The sequence below is a fragment of the Metallibacterium sp. genome, from assembly GCF_054637675.1.
The window spans coordinates 1-23,068 of sequence record NZ_JBTSRB010000049.1 but is presented as its reverse complement, the minus strand read 5'-3'; the positions used below and the strand labels follow the sequence as shown (position 1 = coordinate 23,068).

The window sequence follows — 23,068 nt, the reverse complement described above, 5'->3', positions numbered from 1 at the left end:
CTTGGATTGCAGCGCGCCGGCTTCACCGGCGGCTGGCTGGCGGGCACGCCGGCCGTGCAGTGACCCTGTTCGCGCGCCGCGCCCACGTCTCTTTTCGCGTGTCGCAATGTCAGCAAGCAAAAAGCACATGAAAAACCCGGCTTGCGGCCGGGTTTGTAGTTCAATTGCTTGATTCTTTGGTCGGGGTGACAGGATTCGAACCTGCGACTTCTACCTCCCGAAAGTAGCGCTCTACCAGGCTGAGCTACACCCCGACGGAAGGCCGCGCATGATACAGGCGCGGACGCGACACCCGCAAGCTGCCGGCACGTATTCCGGCGCGGGCGAGGCGCTGCGATCCGCTAAACTGGCGCGCCATTCCACGAACCGCCAGCGAACCCACGATGACGCTCACGCCTGCCCGCACCATGCCCGGTGTGCTGGAACTGCTGCCACCCGAGCAGATCGCGTTTCAGGACATGCTCGACAGCATCCGCGGCAATTTCCAGCGCTTCGGATTTCTGCCCATCGAAACCCCGGCGATCGAGTTCTCCGACATCCTGCTGACCAAGCAAGGTGGCGAGACCGAGCGGCAGGTTTACTTCGTGCAGTCCACTGGTGCGCTGGAGCAAGGCGGTCAGCCCGAGCTGGCGCTGCGCTTCGATCTCACCGTGCCGCTGGCGCGCTACGTGGCCGAGCACGAGCACGAGCTGGGCTTTCCGTTCCGCCGCTACCAGATGCAGCGCGTCTACCGCGGCGAGCGCGCGCAGCGCGGGCGCTTCCGCGAGTTCTACCAGTGCGACATCGACGTGATCGGCAAGGATAGCCTCTCGGTGCGCTATGACGCCGAGATGCCGGCGGTGATCCACAGCGTGTTCCGCGATTTGCGCATCGGGCCGTTCCAGATCCAGCTCAACAACCGCAAGCTGATGCGCGGCTATTTCGAGAGCCTGGGCGTGGCCAGCGATCAGCAGATGCCGGTGCTGCGCGAGGTCGACAAGCTCGACAAGCGCGGTGCCGATTACGTGCGCGAAACGCTGACCGGGCCGCAGTTCGGGTTGGCGCACGATGCCGCTGCGCGCATCATGGCCTTCGTCGAGGTGCGCTCGACGTCGTTCGACGACGCCTGCGCCCGGCTCGATGCGCTCGACGGCCGTGGCGAGCTGTTCGAGCAGGGCAGGGCCGAGCTGAAGGACGTGCTGGGCCTGATCCGCGCCTTCGGCGTGCCGGAGTCGCACTTCGCGCTGAATCTGTCGATCGCGCGTGGGCTCGACTACTACACCGGCACCGTCTACGAGACGCATCTCGTCGAGCATCCGCAGATCGGCTCGATCTGCTCCGGCGGCCGCTACGACAACCTCGCCGGGCACTACACCCGGTCGCACCTGCCCGGCGTCGGCATCTCGATCGGCGCCACGCGGCTGTTCTGGCAGCTGCGCGAGGCCGGCCTGCTGGGCCCGGCGACCAGCACCGTGCAGGTGCTGGTGACCCTGATGGACGAGGCTCAGTTGCCCGCCTATCTGGAGCTGGCCACGCAGTTGCGCAACGGCGGCATCGCCACCGAGGTGGTGATGGAGCCGGGCAAGCTGGCGAAGCAGTTCAAGTACGCCGATCGCGCCGGCATTCGCTTCGTGGTCGTGCTGGGCCCCGACGAGATCGCCAAGGGCACGGTCGCGGTCAAGGACATGCGCAAGCAGGAGCAGTTCGAGGTTACGCGCGCCGAGCTGATCAAGATCCTGCGCGTCGAGCTGGAGCAGGCCGCCGCCATGACCCGCGCCGGTCGCGGCTGAGGGAGCAACCACCATGACCTCGATTGTGCTGGACGGCCAGAGCCTGACCCGCGCCGCGCTGATCACCATCGCGCGCCAGGCGGCCACCGTGACGCTGCACCCCGACGCGCTGCAGCGCGTGCGCCGCAGCGCCGATTTCCTCGGCGAAAAAGTGCGCTGCGGCGAGCCAATCTACGGCGTCACCACCGGCTTTGGCAGCAATGCCGACAAGCTGCTGGGCGCGCACCGCGCGCGCGACGAGCTGCCCGGCGGCAATCCAGAGACTCGCGACGGCAGCCTGCTGGAAGAGTTGCAGCACAACCTGATCCTCACCCACGCCGTGTGCGTGGGCGAACCGTTCGCGCCGGAGGTGGTGCGCGCGATGCTGGCGATCCGCATCAACACATTGATGCGCGGTCACTCCGGCGTGCGCGTGGAAACCCTCGAAGCGCTCGCCGCGCTGCTCAACGGCGGCGTGGTGCCGGTAGTGCCGCAACTCGGCTCGGTGGGCGCCAGTGGCGACCTGGCGCCGCTGTCGCACCTGGCCATCGTGCTGCTGGGTGGGGGTGAAGCCTTCATCGAAGGCGAGCGCCTGCCGGGTGCCGAAGCCCTGCGCCGCGCCGGGCTGACGCCGATCCGTCTGTCCTACAAGGAAGGCCTCGCGCTCAACAACGGCACCGCGCAAATGCTGGCCTGCGCGGTGTTGGCGCTGGAGCGGCTGGAACGTCTGGCCGACAGTGCCGACCTCGCCGCGGCGATGACGCTGGAAGCCTTCGCCGGGCGCGGCAGCGCGTTTCGCGAGGACGTGCACGCGCTGCGCCCGCATCCGGGGCAGGTGGCCGTCGCCGCGCACTTGCGCGAGCTGCTGGCCGGCTCGACCCTGATCGACATCCCCTACCACCTGGTGCCGCGCTTTGCGACCTGGACCGCGCAGGCCTGGCGCGAGCCCGAGGACCAGGCGCTGCACTTCGACCTGGCCTGGGACTGGGTGCCGGCGCACCGGCGCCACGGCCGCGAGTCCTTCTACACGCGCTTCCTGCCGTTTCGCGGCGGCAAGAAGCACCAGCCGCAGGACGCCTACAGCCTGCGCTGCATCCCGCAGGTGCACGGCGCGGTGCGCGATGCGCTGGCGCAGGCGGCGCGCGTCATCGAGATCGAACTCAACGCCGTCACCGACAATCCGCTGCTGTTCCCCGATTTCGAGGGCGCGCAGGTGATCGAGGATCAGGTCGTCTCGGCGGGCCACTTCCACGGCATGCCGCTGGCGCTGGCGATGAGCTACGTCAAGGCGGCGATTCCGGTGCTGGCCTCGATCGCCGAGCGCCGCATCGCCAAGCTGGTTGATGCCGCGACCAACGACGGCCTGCCCGCCTTCCTCACCGGCAACGAGGACGCCACCGACTCAGGCTTCATGATCGTGCAGTACACCGCCGCCGCGCTGGTCAACGACCTCGCCAGCCGCGCGCATCCGGCCAGCGTGTATTCGATCCCGACCAGCGCCAACGCCGAAGATCACGTCTCGATGGGCGCCAACGAGGCGCGCCACGTGCTGGCGATGTGCGAACAGCTGGGGCAGGTGCTGGCGCTGGAGCTGTACACCGCCGCGCAGGCGCTGGACTATCGCCGCGACATGCTCAACGCCGCGCGCCGCCTGGCCCGCCGCGGCGACTGGCGCGCGCTGGCCGCCAAGATCGGCGGCGCTCCCGAGGCCGGGCATGCGCAACACGCGCAGTTCGAGCAGGAAGTGCGCGCGCTGATGCAGGCCCTGGCCGAGGCCCCCGAGTTCCATCCCGGCGCCGCTGTCGCCCGCGCGCTCGAACGCATCCGCAGCGAAGTCGCCTTCATGCCGCGCGACCGCGCGATGGATGGCGACATCGCGCGGATGGTGGCATTGGTAGGGCGTGGATTGGACTGAAGCGGGGCAGGTGCGCGCCCACGTCGGGCCTGGCTTCGCCTGATGCTGCCGCCTGCGTTGACCTGGTGAACTTATTGCACCATGATCAGCCATGCCAAAGCTCAGGTAGTTCGCCGATTGCTATAGTCGCGATCTATCCGCGTGACCATCGACCGCCGCATGTCCATGTGGAGTTCCGCGACGGCAGCCGCTGCACGGTCGAGATCGAGTCGCTGAAGGTGTCGGGCACGATACGGCCGGCCGCCAGGCTCGCATCGGCCACGGCCTGGATCGAAGCGAACCCGGCGATGCTGCTGGCAACGTGGAAGGAGATCGTGCGATGAACAAGCCGCCCCTGATCCGTGCCGTCAAGGCGCAGCCGCCGCTGACGCTCACCATCACCTGGAGTACTGGCGAGACCCTGCCGGTGGATGTGTCGCGCCTGGTCAGGCGGTTCAAGCTCTACGGGCCGCTGCGCGACCCGGTGCATTTCCGCAAAGCCAAGGTCGATGCCTGGGGCCATGCCGTGCTGTGGCCGGGCGACGTGGACATGGGCGCCGACCAACTTTACGAGATGGCGAGGGAGCAGGCAGGCGAATGGGGCCCTGAGCGCTTTGCCGCGTGGATGGCCCAGCACGGCCTGTCCTTGAACACCGCCGCGGATGCGCTCGGCCTCAGTCGTCGCACGATGGCCCATTACCGCACCGGCAGTCGCCCCATTCCGCACGTCGTCGCTTTGGCTTGCGAGGCCTTGTCGGCCCGCTGGGCCGCGAAAGCGGCGTGAGATCGAAACCCGATCTTTGAGCTTTGCGTTTCTTGATCAACGTTCGAGGTGAGGCGACCCAACTGGGTGGATGGGAAGTGCTGCGTATTCTGCCGTACCATGGCCGATGTAGCGCGGTCCTCGGCACCGTCAACTGAATAGGGTCGAGGAGGGTTGCGGGCAACTTTTTTGCTGCGGGAGGGAAAAGACATGGCTCGCGATGATGGCCCAATGGTTCTCTGCGTGATCAACATGAAGGGTGGTGTTGGCAAGTCCACCGTTGCCACGCTTCTCTGCAGGTATGCGTACTCTCAACGACGGAAGGATGTGCTAGCGATAGACATCGATCCGCAAGCAAATTTGAGTCAAGCGCTAATGAGGCAAGGCTACGACAAGTTCCTAGAGGAGCGACGCCCTTCAATTGTTGAAGTATTCAATGGTTATCTGCCTGCCTCACCGTCTCGAGCCCCTCGCCGTCTTGATGTCGCAAGTGTGACTCAGACCATCATCTTTGGATCAGATTCCCATTCACTCCAGCTCATTCCTTCGAGATTCGACTTCTCCGACAACTTGACGTCGTCGCTCCGACCTGATCCGAGAGTGCTTGCGCGCTTTCTTGCCGATGAGTTTAAACACAAAGATCTGATTGTGATCGATTGCGCTCCGACTGAGTCCATTCTCACGCACGCCGCGTATCACGCAAGCGGCCTGGTGCTGGTACCAGTGAAGCCGGAGTACTTTGCGACAATCGGGTTCCCGTTATTGCGAGAGTCGCTGGCGGAGTTTAAGAGAAAGAATCGTGGGCACTCGATCGATGTGGCGGGTGTTGTGATTAACAATGGGTTTTATGACGGAGGAAATGCAGGTGGACCCGAGAAGGCAAGAGCGCTCGGCGAGATACGAGACGAGGCAGCCGATAATGTATGGCACATTTTCGCGAATGAGATACCGTTTTCTAGGGGTTTCCCAAAGATGATGCGTGGCGACTACAACTATCCGGGTAACGCAACAATGTTCAATCACTTCGCTTGCGAGTTTTTTGATAAAATAGGGCTTTGAGGTTGACCGTGACCGAGAGAAGAAATAGTCGATCAGCCCTCCTTAAGGCACTTCTCACTCCATTGATTGATGAGTGGGGCGAGGCCGATGTACGCAGTGCAATCGATGCAATATTCGCAGAGCGCGAGCATCGAGAGTTGTGGCCATCGACAAAGCAAGTGAGCAGTAGTGGCTCCCACTCACGCAAACCGACTGCAGTAGAGATTGCTTCTCGACTTAACGTCTCACCGGAAGTTCGGACAATCTTGGAGCGCCTAGCGGCACGCTACGATGCGAAGGAGTTCCTGGCAACGGCTGGTGATCTTCGACATTTCTTCGAGGCGTATGGTCTTCCTCAGGCAACGGCTAAGCATCGTGCCGATGTCTTCAGGAAGGTTCTAACGGTGCTAGCGGAGATGCCAGTTGACCGGCTGAACTCACTTGTGACGAGTCATGCATACGCAGGGCCGTCACGATTGGGACCGCTTTCGAACGCCATTCGACAGAGTGGCATGTCGATACGACAAGAAAAACCGCAATCCACGGCCGATGATCACGTGACAGACGCGGGAGAGGCAGGCGACGCAGCCTCCGACTCAACCGGCGGGAGCATCTGACGCAACGTTTGAGCTGAGCGGGCCGGAAACGGCTTGGTCCGCGAGTAGCGACGATACCTTGGGCGTCTCGTGGGTCAGGTTTTATCGCCCCAGACCCGAGTGCGTATCGCATACGGGCCCGCGCGCCCACATGCACCGTGTCCCGACGGCGCCCGCGGTCGGCGGCGCGCATGGATTGCTCGACCCAGTACCTCCCTCCGGCTTGCAGCCCGCCCCTCCCTCGGTTAGCATCACATACTAATGCATTAGTACACGAGAGCAACCATGAAGAGGCGCTCGCTGGAACCGCTGCAGCCGCGTGCCTTGGCCGAGGAGGGTCTGTGCCGCGCGCTGCTGACCATGCGTGACGTGGTCGAGATGCGTGCCTTCCTGCGCGATCTGTGCACGCCGGCCGAGGTCGAGGCGCTGGTCGATCGCTGGTCGGTGGTGCCGCATCTGCTGGCGGGGACGCCGTACCGCGAAATCCACGAGCTGACCGCAGTCAGCATCACCACCATCGGCCGCGTCGCGCGCTACCTCAACCAGGGCAACGGCGGCTACCTGGCGGCGGCGGCGCGCGCGCAGCAGTCGCGCAAGCCGCGCCCGGCGGGCGCGAGCACGAAATTGGACAAGCCGCGCCGCGTGGCAGATGCGAGCATGAAACCGGACAAGACGCGGCGCAGCGCGGAGGTGCGGGCATGAAGCCGCGCGATCGCCTGCGCATCGCCGTGCAGAAGTCGGGGCGCCTGGCCGAGCCTTCGCAGGATTTGCTGGCGCGCTGCGGGCTGAAGTTTCGGCAGAGCCGCGACAAGCTGTTCTGTTTCGGCGAGACGCTGCCGGTCGACCTGCTGCTGGTGCGCGATGACGACATCCCCGGCCTGATCGCCGAAGGCGTGTGCGACCTCGGCGTGGTCGGCAACAACGTGCTTGAGGAACAGCGTCTGGCCGCCATCGCCGCGCAGCGTGAACCCGGATTCCGCGCGTTGCGCACGCTGGGTTTCGGCCAGTGCCGGCTGGCGCTGGCGATTCCGCATGAGCAGGAATGGAGTGACGCGCGGCAGTTGCAGGATTTGCGCATCGCCACCACGTATCCGGCGCTGCTGCAGCACTGGCTGGGCGCGCAGGGCGTGCGTGCGCGCGTGGTCACGCTGTCCGGCTCGGTGGAAATCGCGCCGCGGCTGGGCACCGCCGATCTGATCTGTGATCTGGTGTCCAGCGGCGCCACGCTGGCCGCGAACCAGCTCAAGGAAGTGACTGTGCTGCTGGACAGCGAAGCCGTGCTGGCGGTACCTGCCGTGCTGCCTACGGACGAGCGCGCCGAGCTGATCGAGTTGCTGCTGCGACGCATCGAGGGTGTCATCCAGGTGCGCGAATCCAAGCTGGTGATGCTGCATGCGCCGCGCTCGGCGCTGGACGCCATCGGCCGCATCCTGCCGCGCGGCAGTGTGCCGACGCTGCTGCCGATCGAAGGACGCGAGGATCAGGTTGCGCTGCAGGCGCTGTGCCACGGCGTGATCACCTGGCAACACCTCGAAGACATGAAGCGCGCCGGCGCCAGCGCGATGCTGGTGTTGCCGGTGGAAAAAATGCTGGCTTGACGACCGCGGAAGCCGACCCTCATGCAAAGTCTGATCTGGAACGATTTGGGCGTCGCGCAGCGCGCGCAAGCGCTGCAGCGCCCGGTGCGCGCGCGCGGTGATGCCGTGCGTGAAGGCGTGGCGCGCATCATCGAGCAGGTGCGCGCGGACGGTGATGGTGCCCTGCGCCTGCTCACGCGCCGTCACGATGGCGTGGCGCTGGATGCGCTGGAAGTCAGCGCCGCCGAGTTCGATGCCGCCGAGGCCGAACTCGACGCCACGCTCAAGGCCGCCATCGCCGAAGCCGCCGCGCGCATCGAGCAATTCCACGCCGCCACCGCGCCGCAACCCGTGCGTGTGCAGACCGCGCCGGGCGTGAGCTGCGAGCGCATGCTGCGGCCGATCGCGCGCGTCGGTCTGTACGTGCCGGCCGGTAGCGCGCCGCTGCCGTCCACGGTGCTGATGCTGGCCGTGCCCGCGCGCCTCGCCGGTTGTCCCGAGGTGCTGATGTGCACACCGCCGCGCGCGGACGGCCGTTGCGATGCGGCGGTGCTGTATGCGGCGCGCCGCTGCGGCGTGCAGCGCGTGTTCAATCTCGGCGGCGCGCAGGCCATCGCCGCGCTGGCGCTGGGCACGGCCAGCGTGCCGCGCTGCGACAAGCTGTTCGGCCCCGGCAACACCTGGGTCACCGAGGCCAAGCAGCAGGTCGCGGCCTTGCCCGGTGGACCGGCCATCGACATGCCGGCCGGGCCATCCGAGGTGCTGGTGATTGCCGATGCCGAGGCCGATGCGCGCATCGTCGCCGCCGATCTGCTTGCGCAGGCCGAGCATGGCCCGGATTCGCAGGTGCTGCTGGTATCGCCCAGCGCCGCGCTGATCTCCGCGGTGCAAGTCGAGGTCACGCGTCAATGCGCGCTGCTGCCGCGCGCGCCGATCGCGCGACAGGCGCTGGCGGCCAGCCGCGCCATCCAGGTGCGGGACTTGGCGCAGGCTGTCGTGGTCAGCAACGACTACGCGCCCGAGCATCTGATTCTGCAGGTGCGTGCGCCGCGCGCGCTGCTGGATTCGGTACACAGCGCGGGCTCGGTGTTCCTCGGCGCCTGGTCGCCGGAATCGGTCGGCGATTATTGTTCCGGCACCAACCACGTACTGCCCACCGACGGGCACGCGCGCGCCTGGAGCGGCGTGTCGGTGGCCAGTTTCCAGAAGCAGATCACCGTGCAGGAGCTGAGTCCGGCGGGCCTGCGCGCGATCGGCCCCTGTGCGGTGACGCTGGCGCGCGCCGAGGGTCTGGAGGCGCACGCGCGGGCGGTGACGCTGCGGCTGGAATCCATGGAGGACGCGGCATGAGCGTGCTCGATCTCGCACGCGCCGACATCCGCGCCCTGGCGCCGTACTCGTCCGCGCGCATGGAGGCCCGCGGTGGCAGCGTGGCGCTCAACGCCAACGAATCGCCGTGGCCGCCGCCGGGCGCTGCCGGCGCGGCGCTGCATCGCTATCCCGATCCGCAGCCCGTCGCGTTGGTGCAGCGCCTGGCGCAGATCTATGGCGTGCGCGCCGAGCAGGTGCTGGCCGGGCGCGGCAGCGACGAGGCCATCGATCTGCTGGTGCGCGCCTTCTGCCGGGCCGGCGTGGACGCGATCGCCATCGGCCCGCCGACCTTTGGCATGTACGCGGTGTGCGCCAAGGTGCAGGGCGCGGCGGTGCTGGAGATCCCGCTGCGGGCGGATTTCACGCTGGACGCCGACGCGCTGTTGGTGCAGCTGACGCCCGCCGTCAAGATCGTCTTCGTCTGCTCGCCCAACAATCCGACCGGCGGGCTGGTGTCGCTGGCGACCATCGGGCAGCTGGCCGAGGCGCTGCGCGGGCAGGCGCTGCTGATCGTCGACGAGGCCTACATCGAGTTTTCCGACGCGCCCAGCGCGGCCACGCTGCTCGACCGCCATGAGCATCTCGGCGTGCTGCGCACCTTGTCCAAGGCCTGGGCGCTGGCCGGCGCGCGCATCGGCAGCTTGCTGGCGGCGCCCGAGGTGATCGCGCTGCTGCGGCGGATCATGCCGCCGTATCCGCTGCCCACGCCCTGCGTGGATGCGGCGTGGTCGGCGCTGCATCCGGAGGGCGAGGCGCTGGTGCGCGAGCGCATCGCGACCGTGCGCGGCGAGCGCGCCCGGCTCGCGGCGGCGCTGTCGCCGCTGCCCGGTGTGCGCGCGGTGCTGCCGTCGCAGGCCAACTTCCTCGCCGTACGTTTCACCGATGCGGCGGCGGTGTATGCCGATCTGCTGCGGGCCGGCATCGTGGTGCGCGACATCCGCCGCTATCCCGGACTGGCGGATGCGCTGCGCATCAGCATCGGCACGCCGCAGCAGAACGATGCCCTGCTCGCCGCGCTGGCCGCGCGCCGGGAGGCCGCATGAGCGCGCGCAAGCTGCTGTTCGTCGATCGCGATGGCTGTCTGATCGAGGAGCCCGCCGACGAGCAGATCGATGCCTATGAGAAGCTGGCCCTGCTGCCGGGCGTGATCGCCGCGCTGCAGCGCTGCGTCGCCGCCGGCTACGAGCTGGTGATGGTCAGCAATCAGGACGGCCTCGGCACCGCCGCGTTTCCGGAGAGCGCCTTCGAGGGCCCGCAGCGCCTGCTGCTGCAGGTGCTGGAGTCGCAGGGCATCCGCTTCCGCGAGATCCTGATCGACCGCAGCCTGCCGCACGAGGGCCGCGACACCCGCAAGCCGGGCGTCGGCATGGTCCGCCACTATCTGGCCGATGATGGCTGGAGCCGCGCCGCCTCGGCGATGGTCGGCGACCGCGAGACCGACCTGCAGTTCGCCGCGAATCTGGGTGTGCGCGGGCTGCGCGTGGGCGCGCAGGGCATGAGCTGGGACGAGGCGGCGCACGGGCTCTGCGATGCGCCGCGGATCGCGCGCGTCGAGCGCGTCACCCGCGAGACACGCATCGCCGTGCGCGTCGATCTCGATGTGGCGCGGCCGCCGCAGGTACGCAGCGGTCTGGGTTACTTCGATCACATGCTCGAACAGCTGGGCAAGCACGGCGGCTTCGCGCTCGAGCTGGAGGCGCGCGGCGACCTCGAGATCGACGAGCACCACACCGTCGAGGACTGCGCGCTGGCGCTGGGCCAGGCGCTGCGCGAGGCGCTGGGCGACAAACGCGGCATCGGCCGCTATGGCGACGTCGAGGTCGCGACCGACCCCGCGGCGCCGGCAGCCGGGGCGGTCCCGGCGGTGCGCGTGCGCCTGCCGATGGACGAGAGCCGGGTCAGCGCGCTGCTGGATCTGTCCGGGCGACCGTATTTCATCTTCGAGGGCAGCTTCCCGCGCGAGCGCGTGGGCGACCTGCCCACCGAACTGGTGCCGCACTTCTTCCGCTCGCTGTGCGACGGCCTGGGCGCCAACCTGCATCTGGAGGTGCGCGGCGAGAATGCGCATCACATGGTCGAGGGCTGTTTCAAGGCGGTGGCGCGCGCGCTGCGCACGGCGCTGCGGCGCGAGGGCGACGACCTGCCTAGCACCAAGGGCGTGCTGTGAGCGCGCGTGAGCCCAGTGTGGTGCTGGTCGATGCCGGCGGCACCAACATCGGCTCGGTGCGCTACGCGCTGCAGCGCCTCGGCGTCGAGGCCGCACTCAGCAGCGATGCGGCGCGCATTCGCGCGGCCACGCACGTGATCCTGCCGGGCGTGGGCGCCGCGGGGCCGGGCATGCAGCGCCTGCGCGCGGCCGGTCTGGTCGAGGTGTTGCGCGGGCTGCACCAGCCGGTGCTGGGTGTGTGTCTCGGCATGCAACTGCTGTTCGAGCATTCCGAGGAAGGCGATACGCCGTGCCTGGGTCTGCTGCCGGGGCAGGTGCGCAAACTGCGCTTTGACGGCAGCCTGCGCGTGCCGCACGTGGGCTGGAATGCACTGACTGCGCTGCGCGCCGATGCCTTGCTCGCCGATCTGCCGCAGCCTGCCTACGCCTACTTTGTGCACAGCTACGCCGCGCCGATCGGCGCCTGCACGCTGGCCGGCGCCACGCACGGCGTGGTATTCAGCGCCGTGGTGCGTCACGGCAACGTATGCGGCATGCAGTTTCATCCCGAGCGCTCCGCCGCGATGGGTGCGCGCCTGTTGCAAAACTTTCTCGCCCTGTGAATTTTCAGCTCATACCCGCGATCGATTTGCGCGAGGGCGCCGTGGTGCGCCTGCGTCAGGGCGACTACGCGCGCGAAACGCGCTATGCCGCCGCGCCGCTCGAATTGGCGCAGTCGTATCGCGATGCCGGCGCGCGCTGGCTGCACGTGGTCGATCTGGACGGCGCGCGCGGCGGCGGTTTCACGCAGCTCGCGTTGATCGAGCGATTGGCGCGCCGCGGCCTGTCCGTGCAGGCCGGCGGCGGCGTGCGCGCAGCGGCGGATGTGCGGCGCCTGCTCGATGCCGGTGCCACGCGCGTCGTCGTCGGCAGCATCGCCGTGCGCGATCCGCAGTTGGTGATGCAATGGCTGGACCGCTTCGGCGCCGAGCGCTTGGTGTTGGCGTTGGACGCGCGCCACGAGGCCGGCGTCTGGCGCTTGCCCACGGCCGGCTGGACGCAGACGGAGCAAGCCACGCTCGATGCGCGCGTCAGCGCCTACGCGGCCAGCGATGCGCGGCATATGCTGTGCACCGACATCGCGCGCGACGGCATGCTCGGCGGCCTCAACATCGACTTGTATCGACACTTGGATGCCTTGGCGCCGGGCATGGCGGTGCAGGCATCGGGCGGCGTGCGCGATCTCGATGACATTCGTGCCGCGCGCGCGGCGGGCGCGGCGGGCGTGATCCTCGGGCGCGCATTGCTGGAAGGGCGCTTCAGCCTCGGCGAGGCGCTGGCATGCTGACCCGGCGCATCATTCCCTGCCTTGATGTGCGCGATGACCGCGTGGTCAAGGGCGTGCGCTTTCGCGACCACGTCGACATGGGCGACATCGTCGAGCTGGCGCGCCGTTATCGCGATGCCGGCGCCGACGAATTGGTGTTCTACGACATCACCGCCAGCCCATCGGGACGCCGCGTCGAAGCCGGCTGGGTGGAACGCGTGGCGCGCGAACTGGACATTCCGTTTTGCGTGGCCGGTGGCATCCGCGGTGTCGCGGATGCGCGCGTGCTGCTGCACGCGGGCGCGGACAAAATCTCGGTGAACTCGCCGGCGCTGGAGCGCCCCGAGTTGATCAATGAGCTGGCCGCGGCCTTTGGCGTGCAGTGCGTGGTGGTGGGTATCGACAGCCTGCGCGATGCCGATGGCGAATGGCGCGTGCGCGTCAACAGCGGCGATCCCGGCCAGACCCGCGCGCTACCGCGACGCACGCTGGACTGGATCGTGGAAGCGCAGCGGCGCGGTGCCGGCGAGATCGTGCTCAACTGCATGGGCAGCGACGGCGTGCGCAAGGGCTACGACTTGCCGCAGTTGTGCGCGGCGCGCGCGCTGTGCGGCGTGCCGCTGGTGGCTTCGGGCGGTGCCGGCAGCAGCGCCGATTTCAGCGAGGCATTCCGTGTCGCCGATGTCGATGCCGCGCTGGCCGCCAGCGTGTTTCACAGCGGCGCGGTGGCCATTCCAGAACTCAAGCAAACGCTGGCCGCGGCTGGCATCGAGGTGCGCCTGTGAATAGTGCGTTCGATTGCGAACACCTGGACTGGAACAAGAACGGCGGCCTGCTGCCGGCGGTGGTGCAGCACGCGCACGACGGACGCGTGTTGATGCTGGGCTACATGAATCGCGCGGCGCTGCAGGTCACGCTGGACAGCGGCAAGGTGACGTTTTACAGCCGCAGCAAGCAGCGCCTGTGGACCAAGGGCGAGTCCTCGGGTCACACGCTGGAGTTGCAATCGCTGCATGCCGATTGCGACAACGACAGCCTGCTGGCCCTGGCGTTGCCGCAGGGACCGACGTGTCATCTCGGACGCGACAGTTGTTTCGGCGATACCGCCGCGCCGGTGCTGGCATTTGTCGGACAGCTTGATGCACTGATCGCGCAGCGCGCGCGGCAGCGCCCCGAAGGCAGCTATACCACGCGCCTGTTCGACGCTGGCATACGCCACATCGCACAGAAAGTGGGCGAGGAGGGCGTGGAAACCGCGCTGGCGGCGGTGGTGCAGGACGACGCTGCGCTGCGCAGCGAGGCCGCCGATCTGCTCTATCACCTGCTGGTGCTGCTGCGCGCGCGCGGTATGGGGTTCGACGCCGTGGCCGAAACGCTGGCCCTGCGCCATTCCGGGCGCTGAGGGTGCTCAGGCCGGCGGTGGTGCGCTGGTCTGCATGGATGTGCGCGCCGCGGCCCATGCTTGCCACTCTGCCAGGCGTGTGGCGTCTTCGCGCCAAGGGTATTCGGCCAGACGAAAATCGAGGTAGGCCAGCGCCACGGCGATGCCAATGGCATCGAGATGGAAATGCGCGCGGCTGGCGGCGAAGTCGCGCTCCAGCACCGCCACGCCGCGCTGCAGGCTCGCCTTGCGGCGTTCGATCAGCGCCTCGGATTGCTGCGCCTGCGGGCGACGTCGCTCCAGCACGATGTGCACGGTCATCTCGATCATGCCTTGCGCCAGCGCGGTGCTGCGTAGCGCGCGCGTCAGTTGCGGTTGCGTCGTGGGCAGCAGCGCCGGCCGCGGAAAAGTATGTTCGAGCCAGGCCAGGATCGTGTCGCTGTTGCCCAGCGGCTCGCCAGCATCAGTGATCAGCGTCGGCACTTGCGACAGCGGATTGGCCGCCGCCAGTTCGGGCGGCGTGGCCCACGGATCGACGCGGATTTCCTCGAAGGGCAAGCGCTTTTCCAGCAGCGCGATCTTGACCTTGCGCGCGAATGGCGAGGTGGAGCTGAGATAAAGCTTCATGGCGGCTCCGTTTTGCGTGTCGCGCGGATCAAACCACCAGCGCGGCGAAATCGTGGATGCATGGATGACTGGATGATGCCGCGCACTCGCTGGGCGGGCGGCGCAACAACGTGGTGTGCATGCCGGCAGCGCGCGCGGCGTCGAGTTCGGCCTCGATGTCCGACAGGAACAGGATATGCGCGGGCGCCATGTCGATGGTATGGGCGATGCGGGCATAGGACGCCGTCTCGCGCTTGGATCCGGTCTCAGTGTCGAAGTAGCCGGCGAACAGCGGCGTCAGATCGCCGGCCTCGCTGTGCGCGAAGAATTGTTCCTGCGCTTCGACTGAACCGGATGAATACACATACAGGTGCAAGCCGCGCGCGCGCCATGTGCGCAGCGCGGGGGCGACATCGGCATAGACGTGCGCGACAAAATCGCCGGCGGCATAACCCTCGCGCCAGATCATGCCTTGCAGCGCCTTCAGCGCGGTGGACTTGCGATCGGCATCGATCCAGCCCAACAGCAGTTCGATGATTTCCTGCAGCGAAGCCTCGATCAGGCCCGCTTCGCTCGCGGCCTCGCTCAACCAGTGCTGCACATCGATCAGGTCGCGATGGGTTTCGATATAAGCCGGCAGGCGCTTGCGCGCGTACGGAAACAGCACGTGATGCACGAAGCGGATATCGCTGGTGGTGCCCTCGATGTCGATGAGAATCGCGCGAATCTCGCCAGGCGCGCTCATGCCGCCGCCGCCTGGCCGGCCTCATAGCGCGGGAAGCGCGCGGCGATGTCGTCGCCGGTGAAGCGCGCGACCCAGCCATCGGGATTGCCGAACAGACGGATGGCGACGAAATGCGGCGCCGGGCCCATGTCGAACCAGTGGCGCGTGCCATCGGGCACGCCGATCAGATCGCCCTGTTCGCATAGCACTTCAAGAATGCGCGTGCCGAGGTGCAAGCTGAACAGCCCCGATCCTGCGACGAAAAAGCGCACCTCGTCCTCGGCGTGGGTGTGCTCGTCGAGGAATTTCTTGCGCAGCGCCTCGCGGTCGGGATGCCCGGGGTGCAGACTGACCACATCGACCGCACGATAGCCCTCGGCCGCCATCAGTCGGTCGATATCGGCGCGATAGGCGGCGATCACGTCGTCCTGGGTGGCGCCGGGTTGCAGCGGCTGCACGGCCTGCCAGCGCTCGAAGCGCACGCCGGCCTGTGCCAGTTCACGCGCGACGGCGGCGTGCTCGTGCAACGTGAGCAGCGGTTGCTGCGGGCGGGTGTCCTCAAAAACGCGCAGGCGGCTCATGCGGGTAGTTTCCTCAGTTCGAGCTCGCAGGCGAGCATGAAATCGATGGCTTCGAGATGGCGCATGGCTGTGGCGATGTCGTGCCCCCATGCGTAAATGCCATGGCCGGCGATCAGGTAGGCGTGCAGAGGCTGCCGCTGCGCGTGCCAGGCATCGACATGGCGTTCGATCTCGGCCATGTCCTGGCTGTTGGTAAACACCGGCAGCAGCAAATCCTGCTCATGGCTGTGGTGGCCGTGGATGGCCTTGACCAGCTCGTAGCCTGACAGGCGCACGTGGCCGGCGCCGGAAAAATGGCGCGAGGCCACGGTCTGGGTGACCGAGTGCGTGTGCAGAACGGCACCGGTTTGCGGCAGCAGCCGGTAGATCTGCGCGTGCAGGCGCGCTTCGGCCGAGGGCCGGCGCGAATCGCCCAGTGCGCGCGCCTGATCGTCCATCAGCATGATATCGCCCGGCGTCAGCCGGCCCTTGTCGCAGCCGGACACGGTGATGGCGATGCGCAGTGGGTCCAGACGTGCGGAGAAGTTGCCGCTGGAGGCTGGCGTCCAGCCGCGGCGCGCCAGATCGGCAGCGGCGCTGGAGAGTTCAAGCGCCAAGCGTTCAATCGACGCACATGGCTCGTTGCTCGCGAAGTTGACTGACATCGTTTGGCCGTCCAAATGCCGTGCGACTATAGCATGGCTGCAAATTGTTCCCGATCATGACGCGTGCGCGATACGGGCGTACCATGCCACGCACGTGAGCTTTTTCACCGACGGAGGTTTGCCAATGTCGCAACATGAGAACGATCCATCGCGGCGCCGTTTTCTGAAGATCGCTGCGGGTACTGCCGCGGCTGCCGCAGTGGTTGGCGCTTTGCCCATGCGCGCAAACGCCGCCGGTCTGCCGCATCTCAGTCCCACCGATCCGGCCGCGCAGGCGTTGGGCTACGTCGAGAACACGGCGCAGGTCGATCAGGCCAAGTATCCCAACCACAAACCTTCGCAAGATTGCAGCAACTGCAATTTCTACCGGGGTGCCGCTGGCGCGCCGTGGGGACCATGTCAGTTGTTCCCCGGCAAGGATGTGAACGCCAAGGGCTGGTGTTCCGCGCACGCCACGCGCAAATAAATCGGAGGTTGGTGGCTCGCGACACAAAGAAGCCGGCCTTGCGCCGGCTTTTTTGTGAGTTTGCCATGCAGAGCGCGGCGAAGCATTGATCGCGCTGCGCAGCCCATCGACGCGCATCAGTTGTGGACAAAAGGCGGCCCGAGGGTCGGGCGGGAGCTGATCGCCGTTCCGTTCGGGCCGCGCATCGGGGTCCACTGCCATGGAAACCACCGAGGCCTGAGCATAGCGCGGGGTTGGACAGGTGCCAATCGCGACTTGGCGTCTGCGGCGTTACGCGGACATTAAACTCCATGAAAACAATGCAGTGTGCTTCATTACGGCGAATGAGTCGAAGTAAAAACGATAGATACCATGCCGTATGGTATTGATTTGAAGCAGGCTCTGCCGCAGTTGGCGAGGGCAACTGATGCGGTTTGAGTGGCGATCAAAACGGTCGGTGGCGCAACACGTGGTCGCATCGCCAGCAAGACCACGCGTGACGCTGGGCGCTGTGGCGCGCGGGCGCTGGTCGGAGTGCCTGGGTGCGAGGCCAGTGCCAGCGCTTCAGTGCCAACGGGCCGCGCAACGCACGCGGCCCGCAAGACCGGAGTGGCAGTGATCAGCGCGGCTTGCGCGCCATATCGCTGTTGCGCATGCCGTAGAGGGCATACAGGATCAGCCCAGCCGCCGCCCAGCCCAGGAAGAAGTATTTGGTGAACTCGCTCAGGCTGAAAAACAGCACCACGCAGCCGATCACCGCGCCGACGCAGATCGGCCACACCAGCATGTTGGGAATGCGGAACGGACGCGGGCGCTCGGGTTGCGTATAGCGCAGCACCAGCACGCCCAGCGACACCATGGCGAACGCGAACAGTGTGCCGGAGTTGGATACATCGGCGAGCAGGCCGACCGGGAACAGCGCCGCGAAAAATGCCACGGCGATGCCGGTGATCATGGTGATCACATGCGGGGTATGGAAGCGCGGGTGCACCTTGGCCAGCCGCTTCGGCAGCAGACCATCACGCGACATGGTGAAGAAGATGCGGGTCTGCCCGTAGATCATCATCAGGATCACCGAAGGCAGGGCGATGCTGGCTGCCAACGCGACCATGTAGCCCAGTGAGGGGAAACCCAGATCCTTGAGCACGAAGGACAGCGCCTCCTTGCTGCATACTAGGTTGTGCACGCCTTCGCAGGCGGCCGCCATTTGCGGGCTGCCGGGTTGCAGCGCATGGCCATTGACCATCATCGGTTGCGCGCCATCTGCACCGATCGCGCCATAGCCCACCAGCAGGTAGTAAACGGTACACACGATCAGCGAGCCGATCAGGCCGATGGGGATGTTGCGGTTGGGATTCCTGGTTTCCTCGGCCGCGGTGGACACGGCATCGAAGCCGACGTAAGCGAAGAAGATCGAGGCCGCCGCGCCCAGCACGCCGAGACCGCTGCCACTGAGCGGGCTGCCCCAGCCGGTGGGCAGGAACGGTGTGAAGTTGGCGGTCTTGGCCGCCGGCACGGCGACCACGACGAACACAGTCAGCGCCGCGACCTTGAGCAGTACAAGAAAGGCATTGACCCGTGCGCTCTCGGTGGTGCCCAACACCAGCAGCGCGGTGATGAGCAGCGAGACCGCGAACGCCACCAGATTGAAGCTGCCGCCCGCATACGGCCCGGCGCGCAGGAACTCCGGCAAGCTCCAGCCGATCGATTGCAGCAGGCCGTTGAAGTAGCCCGACCAGCCTACCGCCACCGCGCCGGCGGAGACTGCGTATTCGAGGATCAGCGCCCAGCCCACGGTCCACGCCAGCGCCTCGCCCATCACCGCGTAGGTATAGGTGTAGGCGGAACCGGAAACCGGCACCATCGCCGCGAGTTCGGCATAGGCCAGCGCGGCCAGCGCGCATACCGAGCCGGCGATGATGAACGAGATCATCATGCCCGGCCCGGCTTTCTGCGCGGCCTCGGCGGTCAGCACGAAAATACCCGTGCCGATGATCGCGCCGATGCCGAGCATGGTCAGTTGGAAGGCGCCCAACTGGCGTGTGAGGCTGTGCTTTTCGGCCGTGGCGAGGATGTCGTCGAGCGGCTTGACGCGGAACGAATTCATGCGGTCTCCGGGGCATGCGCAGCGCCGCGAACGGATGCGCGAGGGATGCAGTCGCCGTCACAGGCGCGGCCTGCGCGTCACGGCGCACGACGTGAACGGCGACTGACCGCTGCCGAGCGCCCGCGTACCATACGCGAGCCTCCCCAAACGCAGCAAGGCCCGATGCAGCAGCCCACGCCACCCGCAAGCGACACGACACCCGATCAGCAGCAACTTCTCGCCAGCCTGATGGCCTATCGCGCGGATGACGCCGAACAACGCATGGCGCAAACGCTGTTCACCGAGTTCGCGCGCAGCCATCCCGATTGCTGTCAGCGCCGATATCCGCCCGGGCATTTCACCGGCTCGGCCTGGTTGGTCAGCAAGGACGGCACGCGCGTGCTGCTCACCCATCACCGCAAATTGGGCCGCTGGCTGCAGCTGGGCGGACATGCCGACGGCGATGCCGATCTGGCGCGCGTGGCGCTGCGCGAGGCGGAAGAGGAATCAGGCCTGCCCGGTCTGCGTGTCGAAGGCGGCATCTTTGATCTGGACTGCCATGCGATTCCCGCGCGCGGCAGCGATCCGGCGCACCTGCACTGGGACGTGCGCTACGTGGTGCGCGCCGGCGCGGACGAGTGCTATGCCGTCAGCGCCGAATCGCTGGACTTGGCATGGCGCCCGATCGCCGAGATCGCAGCGGATGCAAACGCCGATGCCTCGCTGCGACGCATGGCGGTGAAGTGGCTGCAGGCGCGGTGAAGTGCAAGGCGCGGGGCAGGTCGGGCAGCATTTTTCGCCGTCGTCCCGGAGCCGCGGGCTGCGGGGACTCCGCACAGACCGATCATCTCTGTCAGCCGCCTCCAGCTCCCGCGGGTTGAACGGGTGCGCTACCTTCCGCTCGCACCAACTGCTGCCATTGTGCATAGGCATCCGGGCCCTGCGCGACCGGGGTCTGCTCCACCAGCACCGTGACGAAATCGCCGAAGTCGCTTCCGAACTGTTCGGCGGACAGTTTCCACGCCGCGCGCATTCCGGGTGATTTCATGAGGAAGCGGACACCGGCGACGTAGCTGTCGAAGGCCTTCTGATCGAGCTGTCCGGCTTGGTGTTGGAGAAACGAATCCTCGGCACTGAGGAACAGCGCACGGCAGATCATCGTCCATTGCGTGAACTCCTCGCGCGTGAGATCCGCATGGCCCGCCGAGCCCTTATGAAACACGCGCGCCAACTCCGGGCTCGCAATGGCAATGGAGCCATGCGAGGTGCGATCCGCCCGCCCCTGCTGCATGATCGCGCGCTGGCTGCGCTCGGTGCTGCGCACCTGCAGGCCGAGATAGATCAGCGAGCCGACCACGGCAACCGATGCCACGGACTGACTCAGGTAGAAGATGTCTTCAAGCGACATGGTTGGCTCCGGTGGCGTCGGGTGGGCCGCAAAAATCTATCACGTGGTAGCGCATGGTCGAGCCGTGTGCCGCGCGGCTTTGTAATGACGACGTCGTTACGCGATGTTAGACTGCACGCGACGCCCCGCACCCGGACCCAGCATGAAAGCCGCCCCCGCCCGACCGCCACGCCGCGAAACCCTCAACCTGCGCATTCCCGCCGCGGAGCGCAACCTGATCGACCGCGCCGCGCTGACCAGCGGCAAGACGCGCACGGATTTCATCCTCGAAGCCGCGCGGCGCGCCGCCGAGGAAGCCTTGCTCGACCATGCCATTCTGGCGATCGATGCGCAGGCCTACGCCAAATTCTTGGCGCGGCTGGACGCTCCGCCGCAACCGAATGCGCGGCTGCGCCGCACCATGCAGACGCGCGTTCCGTGGTCCCGGGGCTGATGCCCTCGGCGCCGGAACCGCTGTCCGCGCGGCACCGACTCGATGACTTCGATTCGGGCGTCGCGTCGCTCGATGACTGGCTGCGCCGTCGCGCCATGCGCAACCAGGCCAGCGGCGCCACGCGCACCTTTGCCAGTTGCGACGGTGATCGCGTGATCGCGTATTACGCGCTTGCATCCAGCGCCGTGGCGGCCATCGCTGCACCCGGACGCATCAAGCGCAACATGCCGGACCCGATTCCGGTCGTGGTGCTGGCGCGCCTCGCTGTTGCGCGCAGCCACCAAAAACAGGGGCTTGGTCGCGCCCTGTTCCAGGACGCCGCCCGGCGCGCGATTCACGCCTCCGCAGCCATCGGCATCCGCGGTCTGCTGGTGCATGCGATTTCCGAGGACGCCAGAGCGTTTTATCTGCGCCTGGGACTCGATCCCTCGCCGCTGGACCCGATGACCCTGATGACCACGATCGCCGATCTGCGAACAGCGCTGACGCCGTAGCGGCTCCTGCTGCGTGGCGCGGATTGCAGTCCCGTCGGGTATGGGCTCACTTCCGGGCTCAGGCCATCACCCATGTCGTTTCGAGCCTGATCGCCTGTGCACGCGCATCCTCCGGCTTGAGGATGCCCTGCGCCACCGCGCGCACGAAGGCCTGGCTTTCGCGCGCGCGCAGCGCGAACAGCGACGCACCGACCTCGTGGGCGACATGGAACAGTAGTTCGCGTTCGTCGGCGGCGTAGTGTTCGCCGGGCCGCTGGCCCACGACGAGGGCGCCGAGCAGGGTGCCGCGCACCATCAGCGGGAAAGCGTAGCCGTCCCGGCCGAGCCGGCTCTGCGTTTCATCGAGATCGAGCTCGGCGTTGCGCGCGCGCAGGCCGACGAAGGCGAGATCATCGACAGCGACCTGCGCGGGCAAGGCCGGCTCGCCCTGCTGGCGGATGCGGACGTAAGTCTCGGCCGTGCGCTCGTACAACGCGACCCGCGGTGCGCCGCCATGGCGGACGATCTGCTCGACGGTCAGATCGAACAGGTTCTCAGGCTGCGTGACGAAGGCGCATTCCTGCGCAAAGCGGCGCAGCGCCGCCTCGGCGCGGTACTGGTGACGGAAGAAGAAGCGCTCGACCACGGCCTCGATGCGCCGATGCACGGTGCTCAGTGCGGCACCCAGGGCGAGCGGCACGGTCAATTCCAGCAGCAGGCCGGCATCGTGGCCGAGCGTGGTGCGCTCGATCAGGCTCTCGAGCAAGGCGAACAGGCCCAGCACCAGGCTGGTGGTTGCGGCGTACACCAGCGCGCGATTGAGCACCACCGAGATGTCCACCACCCGGTGGCGCAGTACCGCATACAGCAAGGCGAGGGCGCCGAGGGTGCTCAACCCGTTGCTCAGCAGCACGGCCACCAAGAAACTCAGCGGCAGCGGCACGTCGTTGAACACCAACCCCAGCACGAACACTACGCTGCCCCACAGCAGCCAGCGCAAGCGCTGGCGTTGCCTGGCATCGGCATGGCGGTGGCTGGTAGCCAGCAGAGCGATCGGCACCAGATAGCTGGCCGGCGGCAGCAGGCCATGCAGTACCTGCATCAGTCCGGCCCAGCCCGCGGCCACCACGGCGATCGGGCCGCCGAGGGTCGTGATCGTCGCAGCACCCAGGACCAGCACGAACAGGCCGCGCCACAGCAGGCGCCGGCGCGGGCCGAGCACGCTGCCGGCGATGGACTCCGCCATGACGTAGAAGCCAATCCCCGCCAGCAGGCTGAAGCCGACGTAGCCGAGCAGGCCGAGCAGGGCCACGCCGTTGCCGCTCGGTGTGAGAAAAGCGCTTGCGAAGGCCAGCGGGGTTGAGGCCAGCGCCCAGAAGGCCAGGCCCCAGGCCGCGCGATCATGGCCGCGCCACAGCGCCAGCAGGGCGATGCCCGCGAACAGGATCAGCCAGTAAAGCGTTACCCAATCGACCCAACTGGCCAGCGCGCCGCGGTAGCCATCGACCGTGCCCACGCTGACGCGAACCTGCGCCGCGCCACGCTGGATCACCAGCAGATAACTCGCCGAGGACGGCAAGTTCGCAGCTTCGCTGGTGACCAGAGCGATGCGCGTGGCCGGCGACTGCGCGGCCAGATCGAGCCGGTCGCCGGCGTGCAGGACCGGCGGCGTGAGGCCTGGGATCGGCGCGATGCGCGCGTGCTGCGCATCCACCCAGCGCACCGTGAACGGCAGTTGCGGCCCAGGCTGAAAGGCACTCCAGCCCGCATAGCCGGTGGCCGCCAGCAGCACGGCCGAGAGCAACAGCAAGACCCCGTAGCGACGAT

At 67.2% G+C, this 23,068-nt stretch carries 25 protein-coding genes, 1 tRNA gene and 1 pseudogene; 19 read left to right on the top strand and 8 right to left on the bottom strand.

Features of this window, described 5'->3' with window-relative positions; all coding sequences use genetic code 11:
• Window positions 1-177 precede the first annotated feature (177 nt).
• Window positions 178-254 (bottom strand) — tRNA-Pro (locus ACYDAT_RS12885).
• A gap of 129 nt (window positions 255-383) precedes the next feature.
• Between ACYDAT_RS12885 and hisS the strand changes: the two genes are divergently transcribed.
• The 14 genes from hisS (at window position 384) to hisIE (ending at window position 13,862) form a co-directional block, all read left to right on the top strand.
• On the top strand, window positions 384-1,769 hold the full coding sequence (hisS, locus tag ACYDAT_RS12880; RefSeq protein ID WP_461450589.1) for a histidine--tRNA ligase: 1,386 nt from the start codon (window positions 384-386) through the stop codon (window positions 1,767-1,769).
• A gap of 13 nt (window positions 1,770-1,782) precedes the next feature.
• Window positions 1,783-3,663, top strand: a complete 1,881-nt coding sequence (locus tag ACYDAT_RS12875) for an HAL/PAL/TAL family ammonia-lyase (RefSeq protein WP_461450587.1) — start codon at window positions 1,783-1,785, stop codon at window positions 3,661-3,663.
• 65 nt (window positions 3,664-3,728) lie between these two features.
• Entirely contained in the window at window positions 3,729-3,986 is a 258-nt protein-coding gene (locus ACYDAT_RS12870) for a DUF4160 domain-containing protein (RefSeq protein ID WP_461450585.1), read from the top strand.
• The gene (locus ACYDAT_RS12865) at window positions 3,983-4,426 is read left to right on the top strand and encodes a DUF2442 domain-containing protein (RefSeq protein WP_461450583.1); all 444 of its coding nucleotides are present in this window, start codon (window positions 3,983-3,985) and stop codon (window positions 4,424-4,426) included. Before ACYDAT_RS12870 ends, ACYDAT_RS12865 begins: the two co-directional genes overlap by 4 nt.
• Window positions 4,427-4,615: 189 nt before the next feature.
• The gene (locus tag ACYDAT_RS12860; protein WP_461450581.1) at window positions 4,616-5,464 is read left to right on the top strand and encodes a ParA family protein; all 849 of its coding nucleotides are present in this window, start codon (window positions 4,616-4,618) and stop codon (window positions 5,462-5,464) included.
• Window positions 5,465-6,324: 860 nt separating this feature from the next.
• Window positions 6,325-6,741 carry a YerC/YecD family TrpR-related protein gene (locus ACYDAT_RS12855; protein ID WP_461450579.1) on the top strand — a complete coding sequence of 139 codons (417 nt, stop codon included), beginning with the start codon at window positions 6,325-6,327 and terminating at the stop codon, window positions 6,739-6,741.
• Window positions 6,738-7,637: an ATP phosphoribosyltransferase gene (gene hisG, locus ACYDAT_RS12850; RefSeq protein WP_461450577.1), complete on the top strand. Its 900-nt coding sequence runs from the start codon at window positions 6,738-6,740 to the stop codon at window positions 7,635-7,637. Before ACYDAT_RS12855 ends, hisG begins: the two co-directional genes overlap by 4 nt.
• A gap of 21 nt (window positions 7,638-7,658) precedes the next feature.
• Window positions 7,659-8,966 (top strand): histidinol dehydrogenase, encoded by a 1,308-nt coding sequence (gene hisD, locus ACYDAT_RS12845; RefSeq protein ID WP_461450575.1) that lies wholly within the window; start codon window positions 7,659-7,661, stop codon window positions 8,964-8,966.
• Window positions 8,963-10,030 (top strand): histidinol-phosphate transaminase, encoded by a 1,068-nt coding sequence (gene hisC, locus ACYDAT_RS12840; RefSeq protein ID WP_461450573.1) that lies wholly within the window; start codon window positions 8,963-8,965, stop codon window positions 10,028-10,030. The genes hisD and hisC overlap by 4 nt, the downstream gene beginning before the upstream one ends.
• Window positions 10,027-11,154: a bifunctional histidinol-phosphatase/imidazoleglycerol-phosphate dehydratase HisB gene (gene hisB / locus ACYDAT_RS12835; RefSeq protein ID WP_461450571.1), complete on the top strand. Its 1,128-nt coding sequence runs from the start codon at window positions 10,027-10,029 to the stop codon at window positions 11,152-11,154. The genes hisC and hisB overlap by 4 nt, the downstream gene beginning before the upstream one ends.
• Entirely contained in the window at window positions 11,151-11,756 is a 606-nt protein-coding gene (gene hisH, locus ACYDAT_RS12830) for an imidazole glycerol phosphate synthase subunit HisH (RefSeq protein ID WP_461438605.1), read from the top strand. The genes hisB and hisH overlap by 4 nt, the downstream gene beginning before the upstream one ends.
• Window positions 11,753-12,481 (top strand): 1-(5-phosphoribosyl)-5-[(5-phosphoribosylamino)methylideneamino]imidazole-4-carboxamide isomerase, encoded by a 729-nt coding sequence (gene hisA / locus ACYDAT_RS12825; RefSeq protein ID WP_461438597.1) that lies wholly within the window; start codon window positions 11,753-11,755, stop codon window positions 12,479-12,481. The genes hisH and hisA overlap by 4 nt, the downstream gene beginning before the upstream one ends.
• Complete coding sequence (gene hisF, locus ACYDAT_RS12820) at window positions 12,475-13,245, top strand: imidazole glycerol phosphate synthase subunit HisF (protein ID WP_461450569.1); 771 nt, start codon at window positions 12,475-12,477, stop codon at window positions 13,243-13,245. The genes hisA and hisF overlap by 7 nt, the downstream gene beginning before the upstream one ends.
• Complete coding sequence (gene hisIE, locus ACYDAT_RS12815) at window positions 13,242-13,862, top strand: bifunctional phosphoribosyl-AMP cyclohydrolase/phosphoribosyl-ATP diphosphatase HisIE (protein WP_461450567.1); 621 nt, start codon at window positions 13,242-13,244, stop codon at window positions 13,860-13,862. Before hisF ends, hisIE begins: the two co-directional genes overlap by 4 nt.
• Window positions 13,863-13,868: 6 nt before the next feature.
• Here the strand turns inward: hisIE and ACYDAT_RS12810 are convergent, their stop codons facing one another.
• The 4 genes from ACYDAT_RS12810 to ACYDAT_RS12795 are packed head-to-tail and all read right to left on the bottom strand — an operon-like array spanning window position 13,869 to window position 16,396.
• Window positions 13,869-14,468 carry a glutathione S-transferase N-terminal domain-containing protein gene (locus ACYDAT_RS12810; RefSeq protein ID WP_461450565.1) on the bottom strand — a complete coding sequence of 200 codons (600 nt, stop codon included), beginning with the start codon at window positions 14,466-14,468 and terminating at the stop codon, window positions 13,869-13,871.
• Between the two features lie 28 nt (window positions 14,469-14,496).
• Entirely contained in the window at window positions 14,497-15,192 is a 696-nt protein-coding gene (mtnC, locus tag ACYDAT_RS12805) for an acireductone synthase (RefSeq protein WP_461438593.1), read from the bottom strand.
• Entirely contained in the window at window positions 15,189-15,752 is a 564-nt protein-coding gene (locus ACYDAT_RS12800; RefSeq protein ID WP_461450563.1) for a 1,2-dihydroxy-3-keto-5-methylthiopentene dioxygenase, read from the bottom strand. Before ACYDAT_RS12800 ends, mtnC begins: the two co-directional genes overlap by 4 nt.
• Window positions 15,749-16,396 (bottom strand): methylthioribulose 1-phosphate dehydratase, encoded by a 648-nt coding sequence (locus ACYDAT_RS12795; protein WP_461450561.1) that lies wholly within the window; start codon window positions 16,394-16,396, stop codon window positions 15,749-15,751. The genes ACYDAT_RS12800 and ACYDAT_RS12795 overlap by 4 nt, the downstream gene beginning before the upstream one ends.
• A 124-nt stretch (window positions 16,397-16,520) precedes the next feature.
• Between ACYDAT_RS12795 and ACYDAT_RS12790 the strand changes: the two are divergent.
• Together ACYDAT_RS12790 and ACYDAT_RS12785 are read left to right on the top strand one after the other, a co-directional pair.
• Window positions 16,521-16,598 (top strand): annotated as a pseudogene (locus ACYDAT_RS12790) (twin-arginine translocation signal domain-containing protein); the annotation flags it as partial.
• Window positions 16,599-16,613: 15 nt separating this feature from the next.
• Complete coding sequence (locus tag ACYDAT_RS12785) at window positions 16,614-16,862, top strand: high-potential iron-sulfur protein (protein WP_461450590.1); 249 nt, start codon at window positions 16,614-16,616, stop codon at window positions 16,860-16,862.
• Between the two features lie 598 nt (window positions 16,863-17,460).
• On the opposite strand, the gene ACYDAT_RS12780 is transcribed toward ACYDAT_RS12785, so the two are convergent.
• Entirely contained in the window at window positions 17,461-18,948 is a 1,488-nt protein-coding gene (locus ACYDAT_RS12780; RefSeq protein ID WP_461438590.1) for an amino acid permease, read from the bottom strand.
• A gap of 162 nt (window positions 18,949-19,110) precedes the next feature.
• Here ACYDAT_RS12780 and ACYDAT_RS12775 point away from each other — a divergent pair, with 162 nt between their 5' ends.
• The gene (locus ACYDAT_RS12775) at window positions 19,111-19,689 is read left to right on the top strand and encodes an NUDIX hydrolase (RefSeq protein ID WP_461450559.1); all 579 of its coding nucleotides are present in this window, start codon (window positions 19,111-19,113) and stop codon (window positions 19,687-19,689) included.
• A 91-nt stretch (window positions 19,690-19,780) separates the two neighbouring features.
• On the opposite strand, the gene ACYDAT_RS12770 is transcribed toward ACYDAT_RS12775, so the two are convergent.
• Entirely contained in the window at window positions 19,781-20,335 is a 555-nt protein-coding gene (locus ACYDAT_RS12770; protein ID WP_461438589.1) for a hypothetical protein, read from the bottom strand.
• Window positions 20,336-20,477: 142 nt separating this feature from the next.
• Here ACYDAT_RS12770 and ACYDAT_RS12765 point away from each other — a divergent pair, with 142 nt between their 5' ends.
• Complete coding sequence (locus tag ACYDAT_RS12765) at window positions 20,478-20,768, top strand: type II toxin-antitoxin system TacA family antitoxin (RefSeq protein ID WP_461438588.1); 291 nt, start codon at window positions 20,478-20,480, stop codon at window positions 20,766-20,768.
• Window positions 20,768-21,262: a GNAT family N-acetyltransferase gene (locus ACYDAT_RS12760; protein WP_461450557.1), complete on the top strand. Its 495-nt coding sequence runs from the start codon at window positions 20,768-20,770 to the stop codon at window positions 21,260-21,262. The genes ACYDAT_RS12765 and ACYDAT_RS12760 overlap by 1 nt, the downstream gene beginning before the upstream one ends.
• 58 nt (window positions 21,263-21,320) lie before the next feature.
• Here ACYDAT_RS12760 and ACYDAT_RS12755 read toward each other — a convergent pair.
• Window positions 21,321-23,068: GAF domain-containing protein (locus tag ACYDAT_RS12755; RefSeq protein WP_461450555.1), on the bottom strand; the 1,748-nt coding region annotated here is incomplete at its 5' end.

Coding starts and splice junctions, on each gene's coding strand:
- ACYDAT_RS12860 (WP_461450581.1), top strand. CDS start 4,616: ATGGCTCGCGATGATGGCCCAATGGTTCTCTGCGTGATCAACATGAAG.
- ACYDAT_RS12800 (WP_461450563.1), bottom strand. CDS start 15,752: ATGAGCCGCCTGCGCGTTTTTGAGGACACCCGCCCGCAGCAACCGCTG.
- ACYDAT_RS12795 (WP_461450561.1), bottom strand. CDS start 16,396: ATGTCAGTCAACTTCGCGAGCAACGAGCCATGTGCGTCGATTGAACGC.
- ACYDAT_RS12810 (WP_461450565.1), bottom strand. CDS start 14,468: ATGAAGCTTTATCTCAGCTCCACCTCGCCATTCGCGCGCAAGGTCAAG.
- hisF (WP_461450569.1), top strand. CDS start 12,475: ATGCTGACCCGGCGCATCATTCCCTGCCTTGATGTGCGCGATGACCGC.
- ACYDAT_RS12855 (WP_461450579.1), top strand. CDS start 6,325: ATGAAGAGGCGCTCGCTGGAACCGCTGCAGCCGCGTGCCTTGGCCGAG.
- ACYDAT_RS12765 (WP_461438588.1), top strand. CDS start 20,478: ATGAAAGCCGCCCCCGCCCGACCGCCACGCCGCGAAACCCTCAACCTG.
- ACYDAT_RS12785 (WP_461450590.1), top strand. CDS start 16,614: ATGCGCGCAAACGCCGCCGGTCTGCCGCATCTCAGTCCCACCGATCCG.
- mtnC (WP_461438593.1), bottom strand. CDS start 15,192: ATGAGCGCGCCTGGCGAGATTCGCGCGATTCTCATCGACATCGAGGGC.
- hisB (WP_461450571.1), top strand. CDS start 10,027: ATGAGCGCGCGCAAGCTGCTGTTCGTCGATCGCGATGGCTGTCTGATC.
- ACYDAT_RS12875 (WP_461450587.1), top strand. CDS start 1,783: ATGACCTCGATTGTGCTGGACGGCCAGAGCCTGACCCGCGCCGCGCTG.
- hisS (WP_461450589.1), top strand. CDS start 384: ATGACGCTCACGCCTGCCCGCACCATGCCCGGTGTGCTGGAACTGCTG.
- ACYDAT_RS12865 (WP_461450583.1), top strand. CDS start 3,983: ATGAACAAGCCGCCCCTGATCCGTGCCGTCAAGGCGCAGCCGCCGCTG.
- ACYDAT_RS12770 (WP_461438589.1), bottom strand. CDS start 20,335: ATGTCGCTTGAAGACATCTTCTACCTGAGTCAGTCCGTGGCATCGGTT.
- hisC (WP_461450573.1), top strand. CDS start 8,963: ATGAGCGTGCTCGATCTCGCACGCGCCGACATCCGCGCCCTGGCGCCG.
- ACYDAT_RS12780 (WP_461438590.1), bottom strand. CDS start 18,948: ATGAATTCGTTCCGCGTCAAGCCGCTCGACGACATCCTCGCCACGGCC.
- hisD (WP_461450575.1), top strand. CDS start 7,659: ATGCAAAGTCTGATCTGGAACGATTTGGGCGTCGCGCAGCGCGCGCAA.
- hisG (WP_461450577.1), top strand. CDS start 6,738: ATGAAGCCGCGCGATCGCCTGCGCATCGCCGTGCAGAAGTCGGGGCGC.
- ACYDAT_RS12775 (WP_461450559.1), top strand. CDS start 19,111: ATGCAGCAGCCCACGCCACCCGCAAGCGACACGACACCCGATCAGCAG.
- ACYDAT_RS12760 (WP_461450557.1), top strand. CDS start 20,768: ATGCCCTCGGCGCCGGAACCGCTGTCCGCGCGGCACCGACTCGATGAC.